Annotated in this window: 15 protein-coding genes; 7 read left to right on the top strand and 8 right to left on the bottom strand. The window is 62.9% G+C overall.

Annotation, left to right across the window (positions count from 1 at the left end; genetic code table 11):
* Positions 1-104: 104 nt before the first annotated feature.
* The 4 genes from phaR to IGW04_RS00215 all read left to right on the top strand — a co-directional run bounded on the left by phaR (position 105) and on the right by IGW04_RS00215 (position 3,744).
* Positions 105-686, top strand: coding sequence for a polyhydroxyalkanoate synthesis repressor PhaR (gene phaR, locus IGW04_RS00200; RefSeq protein ID WP_194711005.1), 582 nt, complete (start codon positions 105-107; stop codon positions 684-686).
* A 69-nt stretch (positions 687-755) separates the two neighbouring features.
* Positions 756-2,120 (top strand): 30S ribosomal protein S12 methylthiotransferase RimO, encoded by a 1,365-nt coding sequence (gene rimO, locus IGW04_RS00205; RefSeq protein WP_194711006.1) that lies wholly within the window; start codon positions 756-758, stop codon positions 2,118-2,120.
* Complete coding sequence (locus tag IGW04_RS00210; RefSeq protein ID WP_194711007.1) at positions 2,117-2,542, top strand: hypothetical protein; 426 nt, start codon at positions 2,117-2,119, stop codon at positions 2,540-2,542. The genes rimO and IGW04_RS00210 overlap by 4 nt, the downstream gene beginning before the upstream one ends.
* A 32-nt stretch (positions 2,543-2,574) precedes the next feature.
* Positions 2,575-3,744: a cystathionine beta-lyase gene (locus IGW04_RS00215; RefSeq protein ID WP_194711008.1), complete on the top strand. Its 1,170-nt coding sequence runs from the start codon at positions 2,575-2,577 to the stop codon at positions 3,742-3,744.
* 287 nt (positions 3,745-4,031) lie between these two features.
* On the opposite strand, the gene IGW04_RS00220 is transcribed toward IGW04_RS00215, so the two are convergent.
* The 3 genes from IGW04_RS00220 to mfd are packed head-to-tail and all read right to left on the bottom strand — an operon-like array spanning position 4,032 to position 8,739.
* Positions 4,032-4,394: a DUF4870 family protein gene (locus IGW04_RS00220; protein ID WP_194711009.1), complete on the bottom strand. Its 363-nt coding sequence runs from the start codon at positions 4,392-4,394 to the stop codon at positions 4,032-4,034.
* A 27-nt stretch (positions 4,395-4,421) separates the two neighbouring features.
* Positions 4,422-5,264: a phosphoserine phosphatase SerB gene (gene serB, locus IGW04_RS00225; protein WP_194711010.1), complete on the bottom strand. Its 843-nt coding sequence runs from the start codon at positions 5,262-5,264 to the stop codon at positions 4,422-4,424.
* A gap of 25 nt (positions 5,265-5,289) precedes the next feature.
* On the bottom strand, positions 5,290-8,739 hold the full coding sequence (mfd, locus tag IGW04_RS00230; protein ID WP_194711011.1) for a transcription-repair coupling factor: 3,450 nt from the start codon (positions 8,737-8,739) through the stop codon (positions 5,290-5,292).
* 133 nt (positions 8,740-8,872) lie between these two features.
* Between mfd and ispD the strand changes: the two genes are divergently transcribed.
* Entirely contained in the window at positions 8,873-9,574 is a 702-nt protein-coding gene (ispD, locus tag IGW04_RS00235) for a 2-C-methyl-D-erythritol 4-phosphate cytidylyltransferase (RefSeq protein WP_194711012.1), read from the top strand.
* Positions 9,567-10,064, top strand: a complete 498-nt coding sequence (gene ispF, locus IGW04_RS00240; RefSeq protein WP_194711013.1) for a 2-C-methyl-D-erythritol 2,4-cyclodiphosphate synthase — start codon at positions 9,567-9,569, stop codon at positions 10,062-10,064. Before ispD ends, ispF begins: the two co-directional genes overlap by 8 nt.
* 3 nt (positions 10,065-10,067) lie before the next feature.
* On the opposite strand, the gene IGW04_RS00245 is transcribed toward ispF, so the two are convergent.
* Both IGW04_RS00245 and ompR read right to left on the bottom strand, forming a co-directional pair.
* Positions 10,068-11,423: an ATP-binding protein gene (locus IGW04_RS00245; protein WP_194711014.1), complete on the bottom strand. Its 1,356-nt coding sequence runs from the start codon at positions 11,421-11,423 to the stop codon at positions 10,068-10,070.
* Positions 11,424-11,442: 19 nt separating this feature from the next.
* Positions 11,443-12,207, bottom strand: a complete 765-nt coding sequence (ompR, locus tag IGW04_RS00250; protein WP_323744785.1) for an osmolarity response regulator transcription factor OmpR — start codon at positions 12,205-12,207, stop codon at positions 11,443-11,445.
* A gap of 163 nt (positions 12,208-12,370) precedes the next feature.
* Here ompR and IGW04_RS00255 point away from each other — a divergent pair, with 163 nt between their 5' ends.
* Complete coding sequence (locus tag IGW04_RS00255) at positions 12,371-12,655, top strand: hypothetical protein (RefSeq protein WP_194711403.1); 285 nt, start codon at positions 12,371-12,373, stop codon at positions 12,653-12,655.
* A gap of 13 nt (positions 12,656-12,668) precedes the next feature.
* Here IGW04_RS00255 and IGW04_RS00260 read toward each other — a convergent pair whose 3' ends face one another.
* Genes IGW04_RS00260 through IGW04_RS00270 form a run of 3 tightly spaced genes read right to left on the bottom strand, consistent with a single transcriptional unit; the run spans position 12,669 to position 16,049 of the window.
* On the bottom strand, positions 12,669-13,016 hold the full coding sequence (locus IGW04_RS00260; RefSeq protein WP_194711015.1) for a hypothetical protein: 348 nt from the start codon (positions 13,014-13,016) through the stop codon (positions 12,669-12,671).
* Positions 13,013-15,421: a putative bifunctional diguanylate cyclase/phosphodiesterase gene (locus tag IGW04_RS00265; protein WP_194711016.1), complete on the bottom strand. Its 2,409-nt coding sequence runs from the start codon at positions 15,419-15,421 to the stop codon at positions 13,013-13,015. Before IGW04_RS00265 ends, IGW04_RS00260 begins: the two co-directional genes overlap by 4 nt.
* A gap of 7 nt (positions 15,422-15,428) precedes the next feature.
* Positions 15,429-16,049: a methylamine utilization protein gene (locus tag IGW04_RS00270; protein ID WP_194711017.1), complete on the bottom strand. Its 621-nt coding sequence runs from the start codon at positions 16,047-16,049 to the stop codon at positions 15,429-15,431.
* Positions 16,050-16,074 lie beyond the last annotated feature (25 nt).

A 16,074-nucleotide genomic window follows, 5' to 3' on the forward strand; every position in this document is an offset into this window, starting at 1 on the left:
CACTTAATTTTTAGAACTATAATCAGGTGGGCGCCACGGCGCGCCCATCCATTCCAGGTCCTATCTACAGCGCAGCGAGAGAGCGTATTAAAGTGAATTTTCCAATGAACAGTGCCAAGAAGGCGTCCGAGCGCTTGATCAAGAAATACCCTAACCGCCGTCTGTACGACACGCAGACAAGCTCCTACATCACGCTGACCGACGTCAAGCAGCTGGTGCTCGGCAACGAGGAGTTCACCGTGGTCGACGCCAAGACCGACGAAGACCTGACCCGCAGCATCCTGCTGCAGATCATCCTGGAGGAAGAATCCAACGGCTCGCCGATGTTCTCCAGCGGCGCGCTGGCCCAGATCATCCGCTACTACGGCCATGCGATGCAGGGCATGATGGGTTCCTACCTGGAAAAGAACATCCAGGCCTTCATCGACATCCAGAACAAGCTGACCGAGAACTCCAAGGGCCTGTACGAAGGCAAGCCGTTCAGCCCCGAGATGTGGACCCAGTTCATGAGCGTGCAGGGCCCGATCATGCAGGGCATGATGACCAACTACATCGAGCAGAGCAAAACCCTGTTCATCCAGATGCAGGAACAGATGCAGAACCAGACCAAGAACATGTTCGGCAATTTCCCGTTCGCGCCGCCGGCGCCCCCAGCGGCACCTGGCGGCGAGAAGAAGGACAAATAAGCCCGGCCGGATGGCCGGCGTCGATGCGGGTACAATAGCGGATTCGTTTTTTCCGCTATTTCCCACCTCATGTCTAACCTTACCTCGCCGACGCCCAAGGTCGGCTTTGTTTCTCTTGGCTGTCCGAAGGCGCTGGTCGACTCCGAACAGATCCTGACGCAATTGCGCGCCGAGGGCTACGATACGGCCAAATCCTACGATGGCGCCGACCTGGTCATCGTCAATACCTGCGGCTTCATCGACGCCGCCGTGCAGGAATCGCTGGACGCGATCGGCGAAGCGCTGAATGAAAACGGCAAGGTCATCGTGACCGGCTGCCTGGGCGCCAAGAAGGACGGCGACGGCGACGACATCATCCAGAAGGTGCACCCGAAGGTGCTGGCCGTGACCGGCCCGCACGCGCTGGGCGAAGTGATGGACGCAGTCCACCTGCACCTGCCCAAGCCGCACGAGCCTTTCATCGACCTGGTGCCGGCGCAGGGCGTGAAGCTGACGCCGCGCCACTATGCCTACCTGAAGATTTCCGAAGGCTGCAACCATCGCTGCAGCTTCTGCATCATTCCCTCGATGCGCGGCGACCTGGTGTCGCGGCCGATCGCCGACGTGATGCTGGAAGCGGAAAACCTGTTCAAGGCCGGCGTGAAGGAACTGCTGGTCATTTCGCAGGACACCAGCGCCTATGGCGTTGACGTGAAATTCCGCACCGGTTTCTGGAACGGCGCACCGCTCAAGACCCACATGACCCAGCTGGTGGGCGCGCTGGGCGAACTGGCAAAGCAGTATGGCGCCTGGGTGCGCCTGCATTACGTCTATCCCTATCCGCATGTCGACCAGATCATCCCGATGATGAATGGCGGCCATGTCGTGCCTTACCTCGACGTGCCCCTGCAGCATGCGCATCCGGATGTGCTCAAGCGCATGAAGCGCCCGGCTAACGGCGAAAAGAATATCGAGCGCATCCGCGGCTGGCGCGAGCTTTGCCCGGATATCACGATCCGCTCCACCTTCATCGCTGGCTTTCCTGGCGAGACCGAAGAGGAATTCCAGTACCTGCTCGATTTCCTGGAGGAAGCGCAGATCGACCGCCTGGGCTGCTTCGCCTACTCGCCGGTGGAAGGCGCCACCGCCAATGAACTGGCCAACCAGTTGCCCGAGGAAGTGCGCGAGGAGCGCCGTGGCCGCGTGATGCAGCTGCAGGAGCGCATCTCGGCCGAGCGCCTGCAGCGCAAGGTCGGCAAGACCCTGCGCGTGCTGGTGGACGCGGTGGACCGCACTGGCGGCGCCACCGGCCGCTCCGCCGCCGACGCGCCCGAGATCGACGGCGTGGTGCATATCAAGGCGCCGTATGAGCCGCATCTTAAGCTCAAGGTCGGCGAATTCTACGATGTCACCGTGACCGCGGCGGATGCCCACGACCTGTGGGCCAAGGCATGACCAGCAGGCTGATGCGTGCAGCGCTGCTGTGCCTGGGGCTGCTGGCATGCAGCGCGCAGGCGCAGGATGCCGCGGGCGGCCTGTTCTCGCGGCCAGTGGTTCTGCGAGGCACGCTGGGCGATGCCAACATCCAGATGCAGGTACGCCCGAAGGCCGACCCGAGCGAAGGCATCGAAGGCAGCTATATCGTCTTCGGCCGAAGCGGTCAGATCCTGCTGGCAGGAGAGACCGATGGCGACAGCCTGCTGATGGAGGAATCCGAAAATGGCACCGATGTATCGGGCCAGTGGGAAGGCCGGCAGCAGGGCGGCGAGGTGCACGGCACCTGGCAGTCGGCCGACGGCGCGGTCTCCAGGCAGTTCGTGCTCAAGGCAATCGACGCAGGCAACGCTGCTGCTTCAGCCAGGCCGGCATCGCGGTAGAACCAGCGGAAGTCATTGCATCAGGAGGATAGGTGAGCGAAGAAAAATCATTGCAGACCCGGCTGATACACCATGACTACCGGGCCCCGGACGGGTTTGCCGCCTTTCCGACTGCGATCCACCATGCCTCCACCGTGCTGTTCAAGGACGTGGCGGCGCTGCGCTCGCGCAACTGGCAGGACAAGACCGGCTACACCTACGGCCTGCATGGCACGCCGACCACCTTCACGCTGGAAGCCCGCCTTGCCGCCATCGAAGGCGGCAGCCATTGCGTGCTCGCGCCCAGCGGGCTGGCCGCCATCGCCATGGTCGATCTGGCGCTGCTCAGAACCGGCGATGACGTGCTGCTGCCCGATAACGTCTACAATCCCAGCCGCGAACTGGGCAATTGGCTCAGCAAGGACTTTGGCGTCAGCGCCCGCTATTACGATCCCATGATCGGCGCCGGCATCGCCGCGCTGATACAGCCCAATACCAGGCTGATCTGGACCGAAGCGCCCGGTTCGGTATCCATGGAAGTGCCGGATATTCCGGCAATCTGCCAGGCCGCCCATGCGGCCGGCGCGCTGGTGGCGATCGACAACACTTGGTCGGCCGGCATTGCCTTCGCAGCCTTCGACCATGGCGTCGATATCGTGATGCAGGCATTGACGAAATACCAGTCGGGCGGCTCGGATGTGCTGATGGGGGCCGTGATCTGCCGCGACAAGGCGCTGCATCAGCGGCTGGAAATGGCGCACATGCGTCTCGGCTACGGCGTCGGGGCCGACGATGCCTACCTCGTCTCGCGCGGCCTGGCGACAATGAAGCTGCGCTTCGATGCGCATGACCGGGGTGCCCGGCAGGTTGCCGCCTGGCTCAAGGCCAGGCCGGAGGTCAGCCGGGTATTGCATCCGGCTTTTCCCGACTGTCCGGGGCATGACCACTGGAAGCGCGACTTCACCGGCGCCGGCGGCCTGTTCTCGGCGATCTTCGACGAGCGCTACAGCGAAGCCCAGACCGACCGCTTCATCGACAGCCTCCGCCTGTTCAAGATCGGCTACAGCTGGGGCGGCGCAAACAGCCTGTGCGTGCCGTACCGCATGCAGGGCATGCGCCGCGAATGGCACGCGAAGGGGCAGCTGCTGCGCTTCAATATCGGCCTGGAAGAGCCGGCGGATCTGATCGCCGACATCGAGCAGGCCTTCAGCGGGCTGCAATAGCCGTTTCAGCAAGCTTCAACAAAATCCGCCGACAGAGCGCATCCGGCCAGATTGGCCTTATGGTGCAGGCCCCGGCGTGGCGCACGCAGCGCTTTGCCTCCTCGTCCTGCCCTGATGGCGTAGTGATGTAGGGTAGGGTGCAATCCCCCGAAAGGGGAATTGCACCAGCTTGCCGATCAATTCGAAGCCCGCCATATGCCTGCCGTTTTGGCGCCTCATGGTGCAATGCCCTTCGGGCATGGCACCATGCCGATCCCCGGCGCGGTTCATCCAATGGCATTGCGCGCCTAGCCAGGCATCGGCTTGTTGTCATTGAGAGCGAAAAAGCCGCGCAGCAGCCGGTAGGCCTTCCAGACCCAGGCGAAGAAGAACACCACCATGGCCAGCGGAATGCCGACGATGGTCAGCCACAGCAGGCCACCGAGGGCCATCCACACGATGTACCACCAGAACGACCGGATCTGCCAGCTGTGATGGCTATAGACGAAGGTGCCGGCCGCTTCAGGGCGCTTGAGGTAGCTGATGATCAGCGGTATCCAGGAAAACGCGCCCAGCGAAAACACCAGGCTCGCCGCGTGAAACAGGTAAAGCCACCAGGCAAGGTTCTTGCGAGACTGCAACTGCGTATCGAGTACCAGCTCCTGCATCATCTGCGGCCTCCGAGGTCATGCCTGGCGTTATTGCGCAAGCAGGGCCAAGATGCCGTCCAGGCCGGAAAAATTCAAGGCGACATCGGCTTGCGCGCGAACAACAGGTTTGGCGCGATAGGCCACGGACAGGCCGGCCACCGACATCATCTTCAGGTCATTCGCGCCGTCGCCCATCACGATGGCCTGCCGGGCAGGGATGCCGAGCTCGGCGCAGACCCGCTCCACGGTGCGCTTCTTTTCCTCCGCGTCGACGATGCCGCCCACCACCTTGCCGGTCAGGCGGCCGTCCGCCACTTCCAGCACATTGGCATGGCTGTAATCGAGGTTGAGCCGCTGACGCACGCGGTCGGTAAAGAAGGTAAAGCCGCCGGACACCAGCAGCGTCTTGACGCCGGCTGCATGGGCTGCGGAGATCAGCGCCTCCGCGCCCGGCGAGAACTTCAGCCGTTCGTCATACACCTTCTGCAGCGCGTTCGCGTCCAGGCCTTCCAGCAGCGCCACACGGCGCGTCAGGCTTTCTGCGAATTCGATCTCGCCACGCATCGCCGCCTCGGTAATGGCCGCCACCTGCGGCTTCAGGCCCTGCATGTCAGCGATTTCATCGATGCATTCGATGGTGATCACGGTGGAGTCCATGTCCATTGCCAGCAGGCCGAAATCCGACAACTGCCGGCCGGCTTCGATGAAGGTGGCATCCACCCTGGACTGCAGGCTGGCTTCCTCGATCTGGCTGCGTACCGCGGGATTATCGGCCACATCGACGCAGCGCCATGCGTGAGCATGGATCTGCTCGATGCGGGCCGGTCGGGACGGAGCCGCCAGCCGGTCTATGGTTGCGCGGTCGGTGCTGCCTTGGAAAATCAGATTCATAAGCTGAGTAAGTAAGGGGAATGGTTCAACCCACCAGCGAGCGCAGGGTGGACTTCACCTGCTGCACGCGGGCGGAGAGGTCGGGCATGTTGGCGGTGATGCGCAACTTGTCCTGGCCGTTGAGCTTGATGTGGCGGTTCTTCTGGATCAGCTCGATGATGCGCATCGCATCCACCGGCGGATTCGGCTCGAACTGCAATAGCGCCGATTCGGCATGGGCATCGATCTTGACGATGCCCAGCGGCTTGGCGGCAATGCGCAGCCTGTGGGTCTCGATCAGTGCGCGCGCCGGATCGGGCAGCTTGCCGAAGCGATCGATCAGTTCTTCCTGCAGGTCGTCCACCGCTTCCTGGCTGCCGCAGTTGGCCAGCCGCTTGTAGAGCGACAGCCGTTCATGCACGTCGCCGCAGAAGTCGTTGGGCAGCAGGGCCGGCACATGCAGATTGATTTCAGTGGTGGAGGACAGCGGCGCGGCGAGATCCGGCTCCTTGCCGTTCTTCAGCGAGCGCACCGCTTCGTTGAGCATGTCGGAATACATCTGGAACCCAACCTCGATCATCTCGCCCGACTGGCTCTCGCCCAGCACCTCGCCGGCGCCGCGGATCTCCAGGTCATGCATGGCCAGGTAAAAACCGCTCCCCAGCTCTTCCATCTGCTGGATGGCGTCGAGCCGGCGCTGGGCCAGCTTGGTCAGGCCCTGCACATCATTGACCAGCAGGTAGGCATAGGCCTGGTGATGGGACCGTCCGACCCGGCCGCGAAGCTGGTGCAGCTGCGCCAGGCCGAACTTGTCGGCCCGGTGCATCACGATGGTATTGGCGCTCGGCACGTCGATGCCGGTTTCGATGATGGTGGTGCACAGCAGGATGTTGAAGCGCTGCGCGACGAAGTCGCGCATCACCTTTTCCAGGTCGCGCTCATGCATCTGGCCATGCGCCACGCCAATGCGCGCTTCCGGCATCAGCGCTTCCAGCATGGCCTTGCGGTTCTCGATGGTCTCGACTTCATTGTGCAGGAAGTACACCTGGCCGCCGCGCTTGAGTTCGCGCAGGCAGGCTTCGCGGATCACGCCTTCGGACTCGCTGCGCACGAAGGTCTTGATGGCCAGCCGCTTCTGTGGCGCGGTGGCGATCACGGAAAAGTCGCGCAGTCCTTCCAGTGCCATGCCCAGCGTGCGCGGAATCGGCGTGGCGGTCAGCGTCAGCACATCGACCTCGGCCCGCAATGCCTTCAGCGCTTCCTTCTGGCGTACGCCGAAGCGGTGCTCCTCGTCGATGATCACCAGGCCCAGGCGCGCAAACTTCACGTCGCCCGACAGCAGCTTGTGGGTGCCGATGACGATGTCCACGGTGCCGTCGCCCATACCCTTGATCGCCTGGCTCACTTCCTTGCCGGTACGAAAGCGCGACAGCTCGGCGATCTTCACCGGCCAGTCGGCAAAGCGGTCGGCGAAGGTCTGGGCATGCTGCTCGGCCAGCAGCGTGGTCGGCGCCAGGATCGCCACCTGCTTGCCGCCCAGCACCGCCACGAAGGCGGCGCGCAGTGCCACCTCGGTCTTGCCGAAGCCGACATCGCCGCAGATCAGGCGGTCCATCGGCTTGCCGCTGGTCATGTCGTGGATGACCGCATTGATCGCCGCCGCCTGGTCCGGGGTTTCCTCGAAGCCGAAGCTTTCGGCGAAGGCGACATAGTCATGCGCCGAGTATTCGAAGGCATGGCCCTGGCGCACCGCCCGGCGGGCATACAGGTTCAGCAGTTCGGCGGCCGTATCGCGCACCTGCTGCGCGGCCCGGCGCTTGGCCTTGTCCCACTGGCCCGAGCCCAGGCTGTGCAGCGGGGCATCCTCGGGCGATGCGCCCGAATAGCGCGAGATCACATGCAGCTGCGACACCGGCACGTAAAGCTTGGTCTCCTTCGCGTATTCAAGGTGCAGGAATTCGGTCTCGCCTTCGCCGAGGTCCATGCTGATCAGGCCCATGTAGCGGCCGATGCCGTGGCTGACGTGCACCACCGGGTCGCCGATCTTGAGTTCGGACAGGTCGCGCACCATGGCCTCGACCTGGGTCGCGGCTTCCTGGCGCTTGCGGCCGGCCCTGCGGCCGGAGCCGGCATACAGCTCGGTCTCGGTGATGAAGGCGTACTGCCCGAGTTCGGGCGCGAGTTCAAAACCCGCATGCAGCGGCGCCACGCCCAGCATGACCGGCGCGGAAGATGTGATGAAGTCCTGGTAGCCGTCGCACAGCGACAGCGGCAGGTTGTATTCGCTGAAGTACTGCTGCAGGGTCTCGCGCCGGCCGCTGCTCTCGGCGCAGATCATCACCCGCCGGTCGGTGCGATCCAAGTAGCTGCGCAGGTTGGCCAGCGGATCGTCCATGCGCCGGTTCACCGCCAGGTTGGGCAGCGGCGAGGAAAGCGCGGACGGCGCGTCGTCATACTGCAGCGTCAGGCGGCCGTGCGCCTTGGCCAGCGTGAAGAAGTCCTCGTCGGTCAGGAACAGCGCCTGCGGCTCCAGCAGCGGCCGTTCGCGATCGCTCTTCAGGAAGCGGTAGCGCGACTGGGTATCGTTCCAGAAGCGCTTGATGGCGCCGTCGATGTCGCCCAGCAGCGCGATGGTGGTGTTCTCGGGCAGGTACTGGAACAGCGTGGCGGTCTGGTCGAAGAACAGCGGCAGATAGTATTCGATGCCGGCCGACGCGATGCCGTTGCCGATGTCCTTGTAGATCGCCGAGCGGGTCGGGTCGCCTTCGAACACCTCGCGCCAGCGTCCGCGAAAGGCGGTGCGGGCCGCTTCATCCATCGGGAATTCGCGGCCGGGCAGCAGCCTTACCTCGCGCACTGGATACAGCGAGCGCTGGGTGTCGGCATCGAAGGTGCGGATGGTTTCGATGGTGTCGCCGAACAGGTCGATACGGTAGGGCAGCGCCGAGCCCATCGGGAACAGGTCGATCAGGCCGCCCCGCACCGAGTACTCGCCAGGGGACATCACCTGGCTGACGTGGGTGTAGCCAGCCAGCGTGAGCTGCGACTTCAGCCTTGCCTCATCCAGTGTCTCGCCCTGCTTGAAGAAGAAGGTGTAGGCCGCCAGGAAGGAGGGCGGCGCCATGCGCGTCAAGGCCGTTGTCGCAGGCACGATCAGCACGTCGCACTGGCCGTTCTGCAGTTCATGCAGGGTGGCGAGCCGCTCGGACACCAGGTCCTGGTGCGGCGAGAAAGCGTCGTACGGCAGGGTTTCCCAGTCCGGCAGCAGGTGGCAGCGCAACGGGTCCTGCGTGTCGTCGCCACGGAACCAGGGGATCTCGTTCTGCAGTCGCTGGGCATCGCCGGCATTGGCGACCACGATTGCCAGGGTCTGCCCGCGCGCCTTCAGCGTCAGCGCGGCCTGTGCCAGCAAATAGGCGTCGGCCGAGCCGTGGACGGCGGGAAGCGCAAAACGGGAGCCGGGTTTGGGAAGAATGTTTTTGAGGTCAAATGGCATCGGAAGGCGGTATCGGGAGTGCCATGTCAATGAAGTGGCGCAGGGCCGCTGATTTGACAGTAAAAAGAGTTGCGATTATAAACCAAGCATCTTTTTTCGATTGCCGCCATCCGCGCCGCCCGGCGCCCATACCATGATTCCTCCCCGCTACTTTGCCCTGATTCCCGCCGCCGGCGTCGGCGCGCGCATGGGCGCCGCCATGCCCAAGCAGTATGCGAAGCTGGCTGGAAAACCCATGCTGCGCCATGTGCTGGACACCTTTGCAGGCATGGAAGCCATCACCCACACCTTCGCCGTGGTGGGTGGCAGCGACGGCTACATCGACGACCTGATGCGCGACGGGCCCACCCTGGCGGGACGGGTGACCATCGTGCGCGACGGCGGCGACACCCGCCGGCAGTCAGTCCTCAACGGCCTGCTGGCGATGCGCCCGCAGATTGCAGACGATGAATGGGTGCTGGTTCATGATGCCGCCCGGCCCGGCCTCAGCGCCGGCCTTGCCAGCCGCCTGATCGAAGCCCTGCAGACGGATGATGTTGGCGGCCTGCTGGCCCTGCCTATTGTCGACACTCTCAAGCGCAGCGACGGCGCCGGACGGGTTGACGCCACCGTGCCGCGCGACGGACTGTGGGCCGCGCAGACGCCGCAGATGTTCCGTTACGGCCTGCTCAGGAAGGCGCTTGAGGCTGCAGCGGAAGTGACCGATGAAGCCAGCGCCATCGAAGCGCTCGGCCTGACGCCACGGCTGGTGCCAGGCAGCCCGCGCAACCTGAAGGTAACGTTGCCGGACGATCTCGCTCTGGCTGAACTCTACTTGAAAGCATTGAATGACTGAAACGACCATGCCGCCGTTCCGCATAGGACAAGGCTACGACTGCCATGCGCTGGTGAGCGGGCGCAAGCTGGTGATCGGCGGCGTCACGATACCGCACGCCACCGGGCTGCTCGGACACTCCGACGCCGATGTGCTGCTGCATGCGCTTACCGATGCGCTGCTGGGCGCGGCGGGACTGGGCGACATCGGCCGCCATTTCCCCGATACGGCGGCCGAATTCGCAGGCGCCGATTCCCGCGTGCTGCTGCGTGAAGCCATCGGACGCGTTCGCGCCGCCGGCTATCTGGTCGGCAATGTCGACGCCACCATCATTGCCCAGGCGCCGAAAATGGCGCCGCATATCCCGACCATGGTGGCCAACGTCGCCGCCGACCTCGGCGTTGCAGTCGGCCAGGTGAATATCAAGGCCAAGACCAATGAGCGGCTGGGCTACCTCGGGCGCGAGGAAGGCATTGCCGCCGAAGCGATCGCGTTGCTGTATCGCCGCTAGGCATCAGGCTTTGGTTGCTGGCGCAAGCTGGAACGCGATGCGGGCCAGCAGGCCGCCCTGGTCGCGGTTCGACAGGCGCAGCGTGGCGCCGTGGCGCTGTACCACCCGTTCCACGATGGCCAGTCCGAGCCCGGCGCCGTTGGCCTGGCTGCGCGCGCTGTCCAGGCGGGTGAATGGCCGCAGCAGCTGTTCCAGCTCGCTGTCGGGCACGCCGGTGCCGCGGTCGCCGACTTCCAGCATCGCCTTGTCGCCCTCGCGCCAGCAGCGGATATCGATGTCGGTACGGCTGCTTCCCGGCGTCTTGCCGTAGCGGCGCGCATTCTCGATCAGGTTGTTGACGACGCGCCGCAGGTCGATGCCGTTGCCCAGCACTTCCAGGCCGCTGGTCACGTCCGAGAAGATCTGCACGTCGGGCAGGCGCGATGCCTCGCGCGCAATGTCCATGATCAGCGCCGACAGGTCGACCGGCTGGCGCACTTCCTCGCCGGCAGGGCGGGCGTAGTCGAGGAACTGGCCGATGATGGCATCCATCTGCGCCAGGTCGGACTGCATGCCGGCGCGCGCTTCATCGCTCAGCTTGGCCATTTCCACTTCCAGCAGCATGCGCGAGATCGGCGTGCGCAGATCATGCGAGATGCCGGCCAGGATCAGCGTGCGGTCCGACTCGACCCGGTTCAGGTCCACCACCATCTGGTTGAAGCTGCCATTGGCTTCCCGGATCTCGGTGGGCCCGCGTTCGGGCAGCGGCGCCGGCTGCTGGCCGCGGCCAATTGCCCGCGCGGCCTGGGTCAGGCGCGCCAGCGGCAGGTTGATCAGGCGGCTGATGAAGGCTGCGCCGGTCAGCGACAGCAGCAGCGTGATCGTGGCCCAGCCCAGCAGCTGGATGCCGGAAGTGCGCTCGATGCGTTCCCGGTCCAGCGTCAGCCAATAGTCGTCGTCGTCGATGGTGAAGCTGATCCAGAAGCCGGGAATGTCGTTTACCGAGCCGGCGAAGCGGGTTTCAATGCCCAGCCGCGAGCGCACCATGGACTGGATCAGCGGCATCAGCGTAGTGTCTTGCGGCGGCGTGACCTTGTCGTTTTCCTCGCGCGGATAGACCCGGATGCCTTCATTGCTGGCGAGATCGAACAGTAGCTCGCGGCGTGATGACGGGGCCGAATGGAGCAGCGCGGAGCGGGTGATCGTGACGATGGACGCGACCTGGCTGGCAATCTGTTCGGCGCGCGGCGTGCGCTCGACGATCCGGAAGCTGATGACCCATGCCGCCATGCTGGCCGCGATCAGGAATGACAGCAGGAAAAAAGTGCGCCAGTAGAGTCCGCTGGTCAGCCAGGCGAACCGCGCAGGCTTGGCTAGCATCGAACCGCGAGCGCACGCGTCAACGCGGCTGTCCTTCAGGAATGAATACATAGCCCAGGCCCCAGACGGTCTGGATGTAAAGGGGATTGGATGGGTCCGGCTCGATCAGCTTGCGCAGGCGGGAGATCTGCACATCGAGGCTGCGGTCGAATACCTCGTATTCACGGCCGCGCGCCAATTCCATCAGCTTTTCGCGCGACAACGGCTGGCGGGCATGCCGCGCAAAGACCTTGAGCACGGAAAATTCGCCAGTGGTCAGGGAGATATTCTGGCCGTTCTTTTTCAGCGTGCGGGTGCCGAGGTCGAGTACGAAGTCGCCGAAGGTAAAGGTTTGCGGGGTTTCCGACGGCGCCCCCGGCGCCTCTTCCGGGCCGCGCCGGCGCAGCACCGCGCTGATGCGCGCCACCAGCTCACGGGGATTGAAAGGCTTGGGCAGGTAGTCATCCGCGCCCATTTCCAGGCCGACGATCCGGTCGACATCCTCGCCCTTGGCGGTCAGCATGATGATGGGTGTCTGGTCGCCCGCGCCGCGCAGCCGGCGGCAGATGGACAGGCCGTCCTCGCCCGGAAGCATCAGGTCAAGGACCAGCAGGTCGTAGCGCTCGCGCAGCCAGAGCTTGTTCATCGCCTGCGCATTTTCCGCCGTCACGACGTTGAAGCCTTGCTCGGCCAGATAGCGTCGCAGCAGGTCGCGCAGACGGATGTCATCGTCCACGACCAGAATCTTGGCTTGATGGGTATTGGTATGGCTGGTCTGCATGCCAGAAAGGTTTGTCGTATTCATTTTGCTATGGTAACGTCAGGCGCGCGGCCGGTTAAGGATGTTTTCTGCGGGCATTACAAAGTGTTACACACTTTACCGGATCCAAGTTCGGACATTGAGCAAACCGACATACACTTTTGACCTGTGACGATATGCGTCGGCGCCTGACATCCCGAAAGAATCCATGATGAGAAAAACGCTGGAAAAAGCCTGCCTGTCCTTACTCCTGATTACAGGCGCGGTGACCGGGCTGACTCAGCAACGGGACCAGGATCCGCGCCAGGCCAGGGACGAGAGACACCATCCTGCCGATCCCCGTTCCCAGCGCCCCGAAGCGGATCGCGGCGGCCGGGACGGCCGCAATCAGTCGGAGCAGCCGCGCCAGGGGCGGCTGTCCCCGGAAGAGCGCCAGGCATTGCGTCGCCAGATCGATGAAGCAGGGCATGACATCTACCGTTCCCGTCGCTGACCGGGCACAGTGCTCAGTTTTTCCAGGGGCGCGACGCTTCCCATTCCTTCCACGCGCTGGCCGCGGCCAGGCATTCGGGCAAATCGTAAAACTTCCCTTTGATTGCTGCCCCGCGGGGGCCCTGGAAGGTGTCGCCGTACGTACTCATCTCCAGCCTGCAATCCTGTTCGGGATTCGCCAGATAGCGCTTTTCGGCCACGCATCGCCGCGCCATTTCTTCCCGGATCGGCGCCAGGCGCTTTGCCCGCGCAACTTCGCATTTTTGATCGAGAGCACGCAGACGCGCTTCGTCGTCCTCTGCGCCGGCCTGGTTGGCGAAGAGGGACAGGGTAAGCAGGCAAAAAAGCGGCAACTTGCTCATGCATCTTGCTCCAGTTGAGTTTCCACCGCCCGCGCAATGGGAGCCAATGTGCCGGTTTTGCTTCCCGCGTCACGCTCCGATGCCCACCGCCTTGACCAGGTGATGAATTCGTCAGCCGGGATCGGCCGGCTCATATAGTAACCCTGGCCGCTGTCGCAGCCCATTTCGGACAGGAGATTCCATACCTGCCTGGTCTCGATGCCTTCGGCAACCACCCGCAGGCCCATATTGTGTCCAAGATCGATGGTGGATCTGACGATCTTTGCGTCATTGGCATCATGCTCCATATTCATCACGAAAGACTTGTCGATCTTCAGTTCATGCACTGGTAGCTGCTTGAGGTAGGCAAGCGAAGAGTAACCGGTGCCGAAATCATCAATCGACAATTGGACGCCCAGCGCATGCAGGCTGTTGAGCGTACTTTGCGCGCGCAGCGGGTCGTCCATGATGGCGCTCTCGGTGATCTCCAGGCAGAAGGAAGATGCCGCAACATGATGCCTGCGCAGTATTGCCATGAATTTTTCGGCCAGATCCTGATCCATCAGATCGCGTGCCGAGATATTGACGGAGATAAGCGGATGCATGCCTTCCCCAGCCAATCGCGCGCAGAGTGCCGCAGCCTGATCCAGGATCCATAACGTCAGCACGCGGATGAAGCCGGTCTGCTCGGAAAAGGGAATGAACTGGTCCGGAAACACCATGCCGCGTTCCGGGTGAACCCAGCGCACCAGGGCTTCCAGTCCATGTACTTCTCCGATGCCAAGCGACAGCTTGGGCTGCACGTAAAGCCGCAATTCGTTGTGGTTGACTGCATGGCGAAGTTCGCTGAGCAGCGACAGGCTTTGCTGGCTGCTTTCGTCGTAAGCCGGGTCGTACACCACGGCCTGGTTTCCGCTGCGCTTGGCCACGTGCATCGCCACTTCCACATGACTCAGCAGGGATTCGGCATCCCGGCCGTGCTCCGGGTAGGCCGCTATGCCAATGCCCGCACCGAGGTCAACCGCCTGATCGTCCAGCGATATCGGTTTTTCCAGGGACTGGAGCACGCGTGCCGCCACCGCTTTGGCGTCGTCCAGCGTTGCGTCAACCAGCATGAGGGCAAATTCGTCGCCGCCAAGCCGCGCGATGCTTGCAGCGTCCACGCCGGCATGCTCAATCAGCCTGTTGCCGACCTTGCGCAGCAACGCATCGCCAAAGCCACGGCCCAGCACATCATTGACGTTCTTGAAACGATCCAGATCCATCATCAGAATGTGGCAGCTCCGTGCCGTACCCAGCGCATGTGCAAGCTTTCGGGTGAATTGCGCCCGGTTAGGCAGGTCGGTCAATGCGTCCCAGTAAGCCAGCTTGTGTATCTCCATTTCCCGTTTGCTGATGGCAGTGCGCATTGAGGCAAAGGCATTTGAGAGCTCCAATATCTCCTCGCCGCCAACGGATGGAATCGGGCCGTCGAAATCGCCGGCGCCAAGCCGCCGCGCGGTGCTGGTCAGCTCGCGCAAGGGGCCGGTCATACGCCGCGCGGTAAGCACGCTGAAGACGGCAGCGATGGCAATCACGCCGGCAGTCAATGCCAGCAGCATCATTTGCAGCGCGTCGTAAGGGGCGGTGGCAGCCGCTACCGATCGCTGTAGCACGGCAACCGCGGTTTGCGTTTCCGTACTTGCCAGGTCAATGACAGAGCCCCTGTAAGCGCTGCCATTCTCGGCGATATCCAGGCTGGCGTCGTGCGAGCTGCCGCGCGCGTGCATGGCGCGCAAAAGATCGACGGTGTTTTCAAAGGCGAGGGTAGTGGCACTGACCCGCCAGTTGCTCTCGGCAGAGCGGGTAAGAAAACTCACTTCCAGTGATGACAGGTCGCGCATGTCATTGGCGAGTCGCTGGTCAATCGGAAATGCCATCGCGACCCAGCCCACCACGACGGGCGCCTTGACCGGCACGACAACGATCTGGAACGGCGCATCATCCACAATCCCGGTGCCGACTGCACTCCCTTCGCGCGCGGCAATGCCCACCAATTTCAGGATCAGCCGCTGCACATCCGCGGAAACCGACTGCGAAGGTCCGGTCCGCATGGTGCGCTCGACATCAACCAGCACGGTTACCGAGGCGCCGATGCGCGCGCCATGATTGGTCAGCACCGACGCGATCGTCTCTTCGTCGCGACTGGCAATGGCGGAAAGAAATCCGTAATCCTTTGCCAGCAGCTGCGCTCCCTGGGTGAGCATCTCGGCATTCTGGTGCAGGAGCCGATGGAATACCCGTCCTCCGACAGCGACCTCTTCCGCGATGAGGGCACGTCCATTACGCTCGATCGCATTATTGATGATGAAATAAGTGACGAGCTGGACGCCAAGCACCAGGATGAGGAGCAAGGCAACAATGCGTCTTTCGAGAGTGTTGAACATCGCCTGATCAATGCGGCTTGTTATCGGCGGCGGGACTCAGCGCAATGCTGACTGCCACGTCTTGCTTGCTGATGGCGATCTCCGGTTCCGGCATCGTGGCGCCTGACAGCAGTTGGGGATGCCAAGCCTTGAGTCTGTACTTTCCGGCCGGCAGATCGCTGATGCGCACTTTTCCAGTCTCGTTCGTCTTGCCGAAATAAGGCGTATTGACTACCTGTATATAAGCCACCATGCGGTCGTGGATATTACAGCCGATCACCACCGTGCCAGGCTTGTCGAAAAGCACGGGATTACCAGGCGTTCCGGAATAAAGTTTGAGTTCAAATGGTTTTGCGGGAGAAAACGAATAGACATGGTGACGGACTGTGTCGTTATTCGGAAAAGCAATCTCGGAGCCCGTTTGTATGACCGTCATCAAGGGCATGAATTTCCGGTTTTTCTGCTCGATTTCCGCTGGCTTTGGCCGCGCTGGAAAGGAGCCATCCAGGGGCTCCACATATACTGCGGCATCCGCCAGTGCATTGCCTTGGGCATCCTTGACATTGACATCGAGCGATGTGGCAAATAATGGGCCTGACAGACTCAAGCTGCAGGCGGCAAGCGTGTAGGTGGCGAGTTTCCGCTTCATCGGTGTGCAATCGGCTTTTCAGTTG

This window comes from Noviherbaspirillum soli (assembly GCF_015352955.1).
GTDB classification, from domain to species: domain Bacteria; phylum Pseudomonadota; class Gammaproteobacteria; order Burkholderiales; family Burkholderiaceae_D; genus Noviherbaspirillum_A; species Noviherbaspirillum_A soli.

What these genes read in the sequence shown, in the direction of transcription:
- IGW04_RS00220 (WP_194711009.1), bottom strand. Translation starts at nt 4,394, where the DNA reads ATGATGCAGGAGCTGGTACTCGATACGCAGTTGCAGTCTCGCAAGAAC.
- IGW04_RS00270 (WP_194711017.1), bottom strand. Translation starts at nt 16,049, where the DNA reads ATGAAGCGGAAACTCGCCACCTACACGCTTGCCGCCTGCAGCTTGAGT.
- phaR (WP_194711005.1), top strand. Translation starts at nt 105, where the DNA reads ATGAACAGTGCCAAGAAGGCGTCCGAGCGCTTGATCAAGAAATACCCT.
- ispF (WP_194711013.1), top strand. Translation starts at nt 9,567, where the DNA reads ATGACTGAAACGACCATGCCGCCGTTCCGCATAGGACAAGGCTACGAC.
- IGW04_RS00245 (WP_194711014.1), bottom strand. Translation starts at nt 11,423, where the DNA reads ATGCTAGCCAAGCCTGCGCGGTTCGCCTGGCTGACCAGCGGACTCTAC.
- serB (WP_194711010.1), bottom strand. Translation starts at nt 5,264, where the DNA reads ATGAATCTGATTTTCCAAGGCAGCACCGACCGCGCAACCATAGACCGG.
- IGW04_RS00210 (WP_194711007.1), top strand. Translation starts at nt 2,117, where the DNA reads ATGACCAGCAGGCTGATGCGTGCAGCGCTGCTGTGCCTGGGGCTGCTG.
- ompR (WP_323744785.1), bottom strand. Translation starts at nt 12,207, where the DNA reads ATGAATACGACAAACCTTTCTGGCATGCAGACCAGCCATACCAATACC.
- ispD (WP_194711012.1), top strand. Translation starts at nt 8,873, where the DNA reads ATGATTCCTCCCCGCTACTTTGCCCTGATTCCCGCCGCCGGCGTCGGC.
- rimO (WP_194711006.1), top strand. Translation starts at nt 756, where the DNA reads ATGTCTAACCTTACCTCGCCGACGCCCAAGGTCGGCTTTGTTTCTCTT.
- IGW04_RS00255 (WP_194711403.1), top strand. Translation starts at nt 12,371, where the DNA reads ATGATGAGAAAAACGCTGGAAAAAGCCTGCCTGTCCTTACTCCTGATT.
- mfd (WP_194711011.1), bottom strand. Translation starts at nt 8,739, where the DNA reads ATGCCATTTGACCTCAAAAACATTCTTCCCAAACCCGGCTCCCGTTTT.
- IGW04_RS00265 (WP_194711016.1), bottom strand. Translation starts at nt 15,421, where the DNA reads ATGTTCAACACTCTCGAAAGACGCATTGTTGCCTTGCTCCTCATCCTG.
- IGW04_RS00260 (WP_194711015.1), bottom strand. Translation starts at nt 13,016, where the DNA reads ATGAGCAAGTTGCCGCTTTTTTGCCTGCTTACCCTGTCCCTCTTCGCC.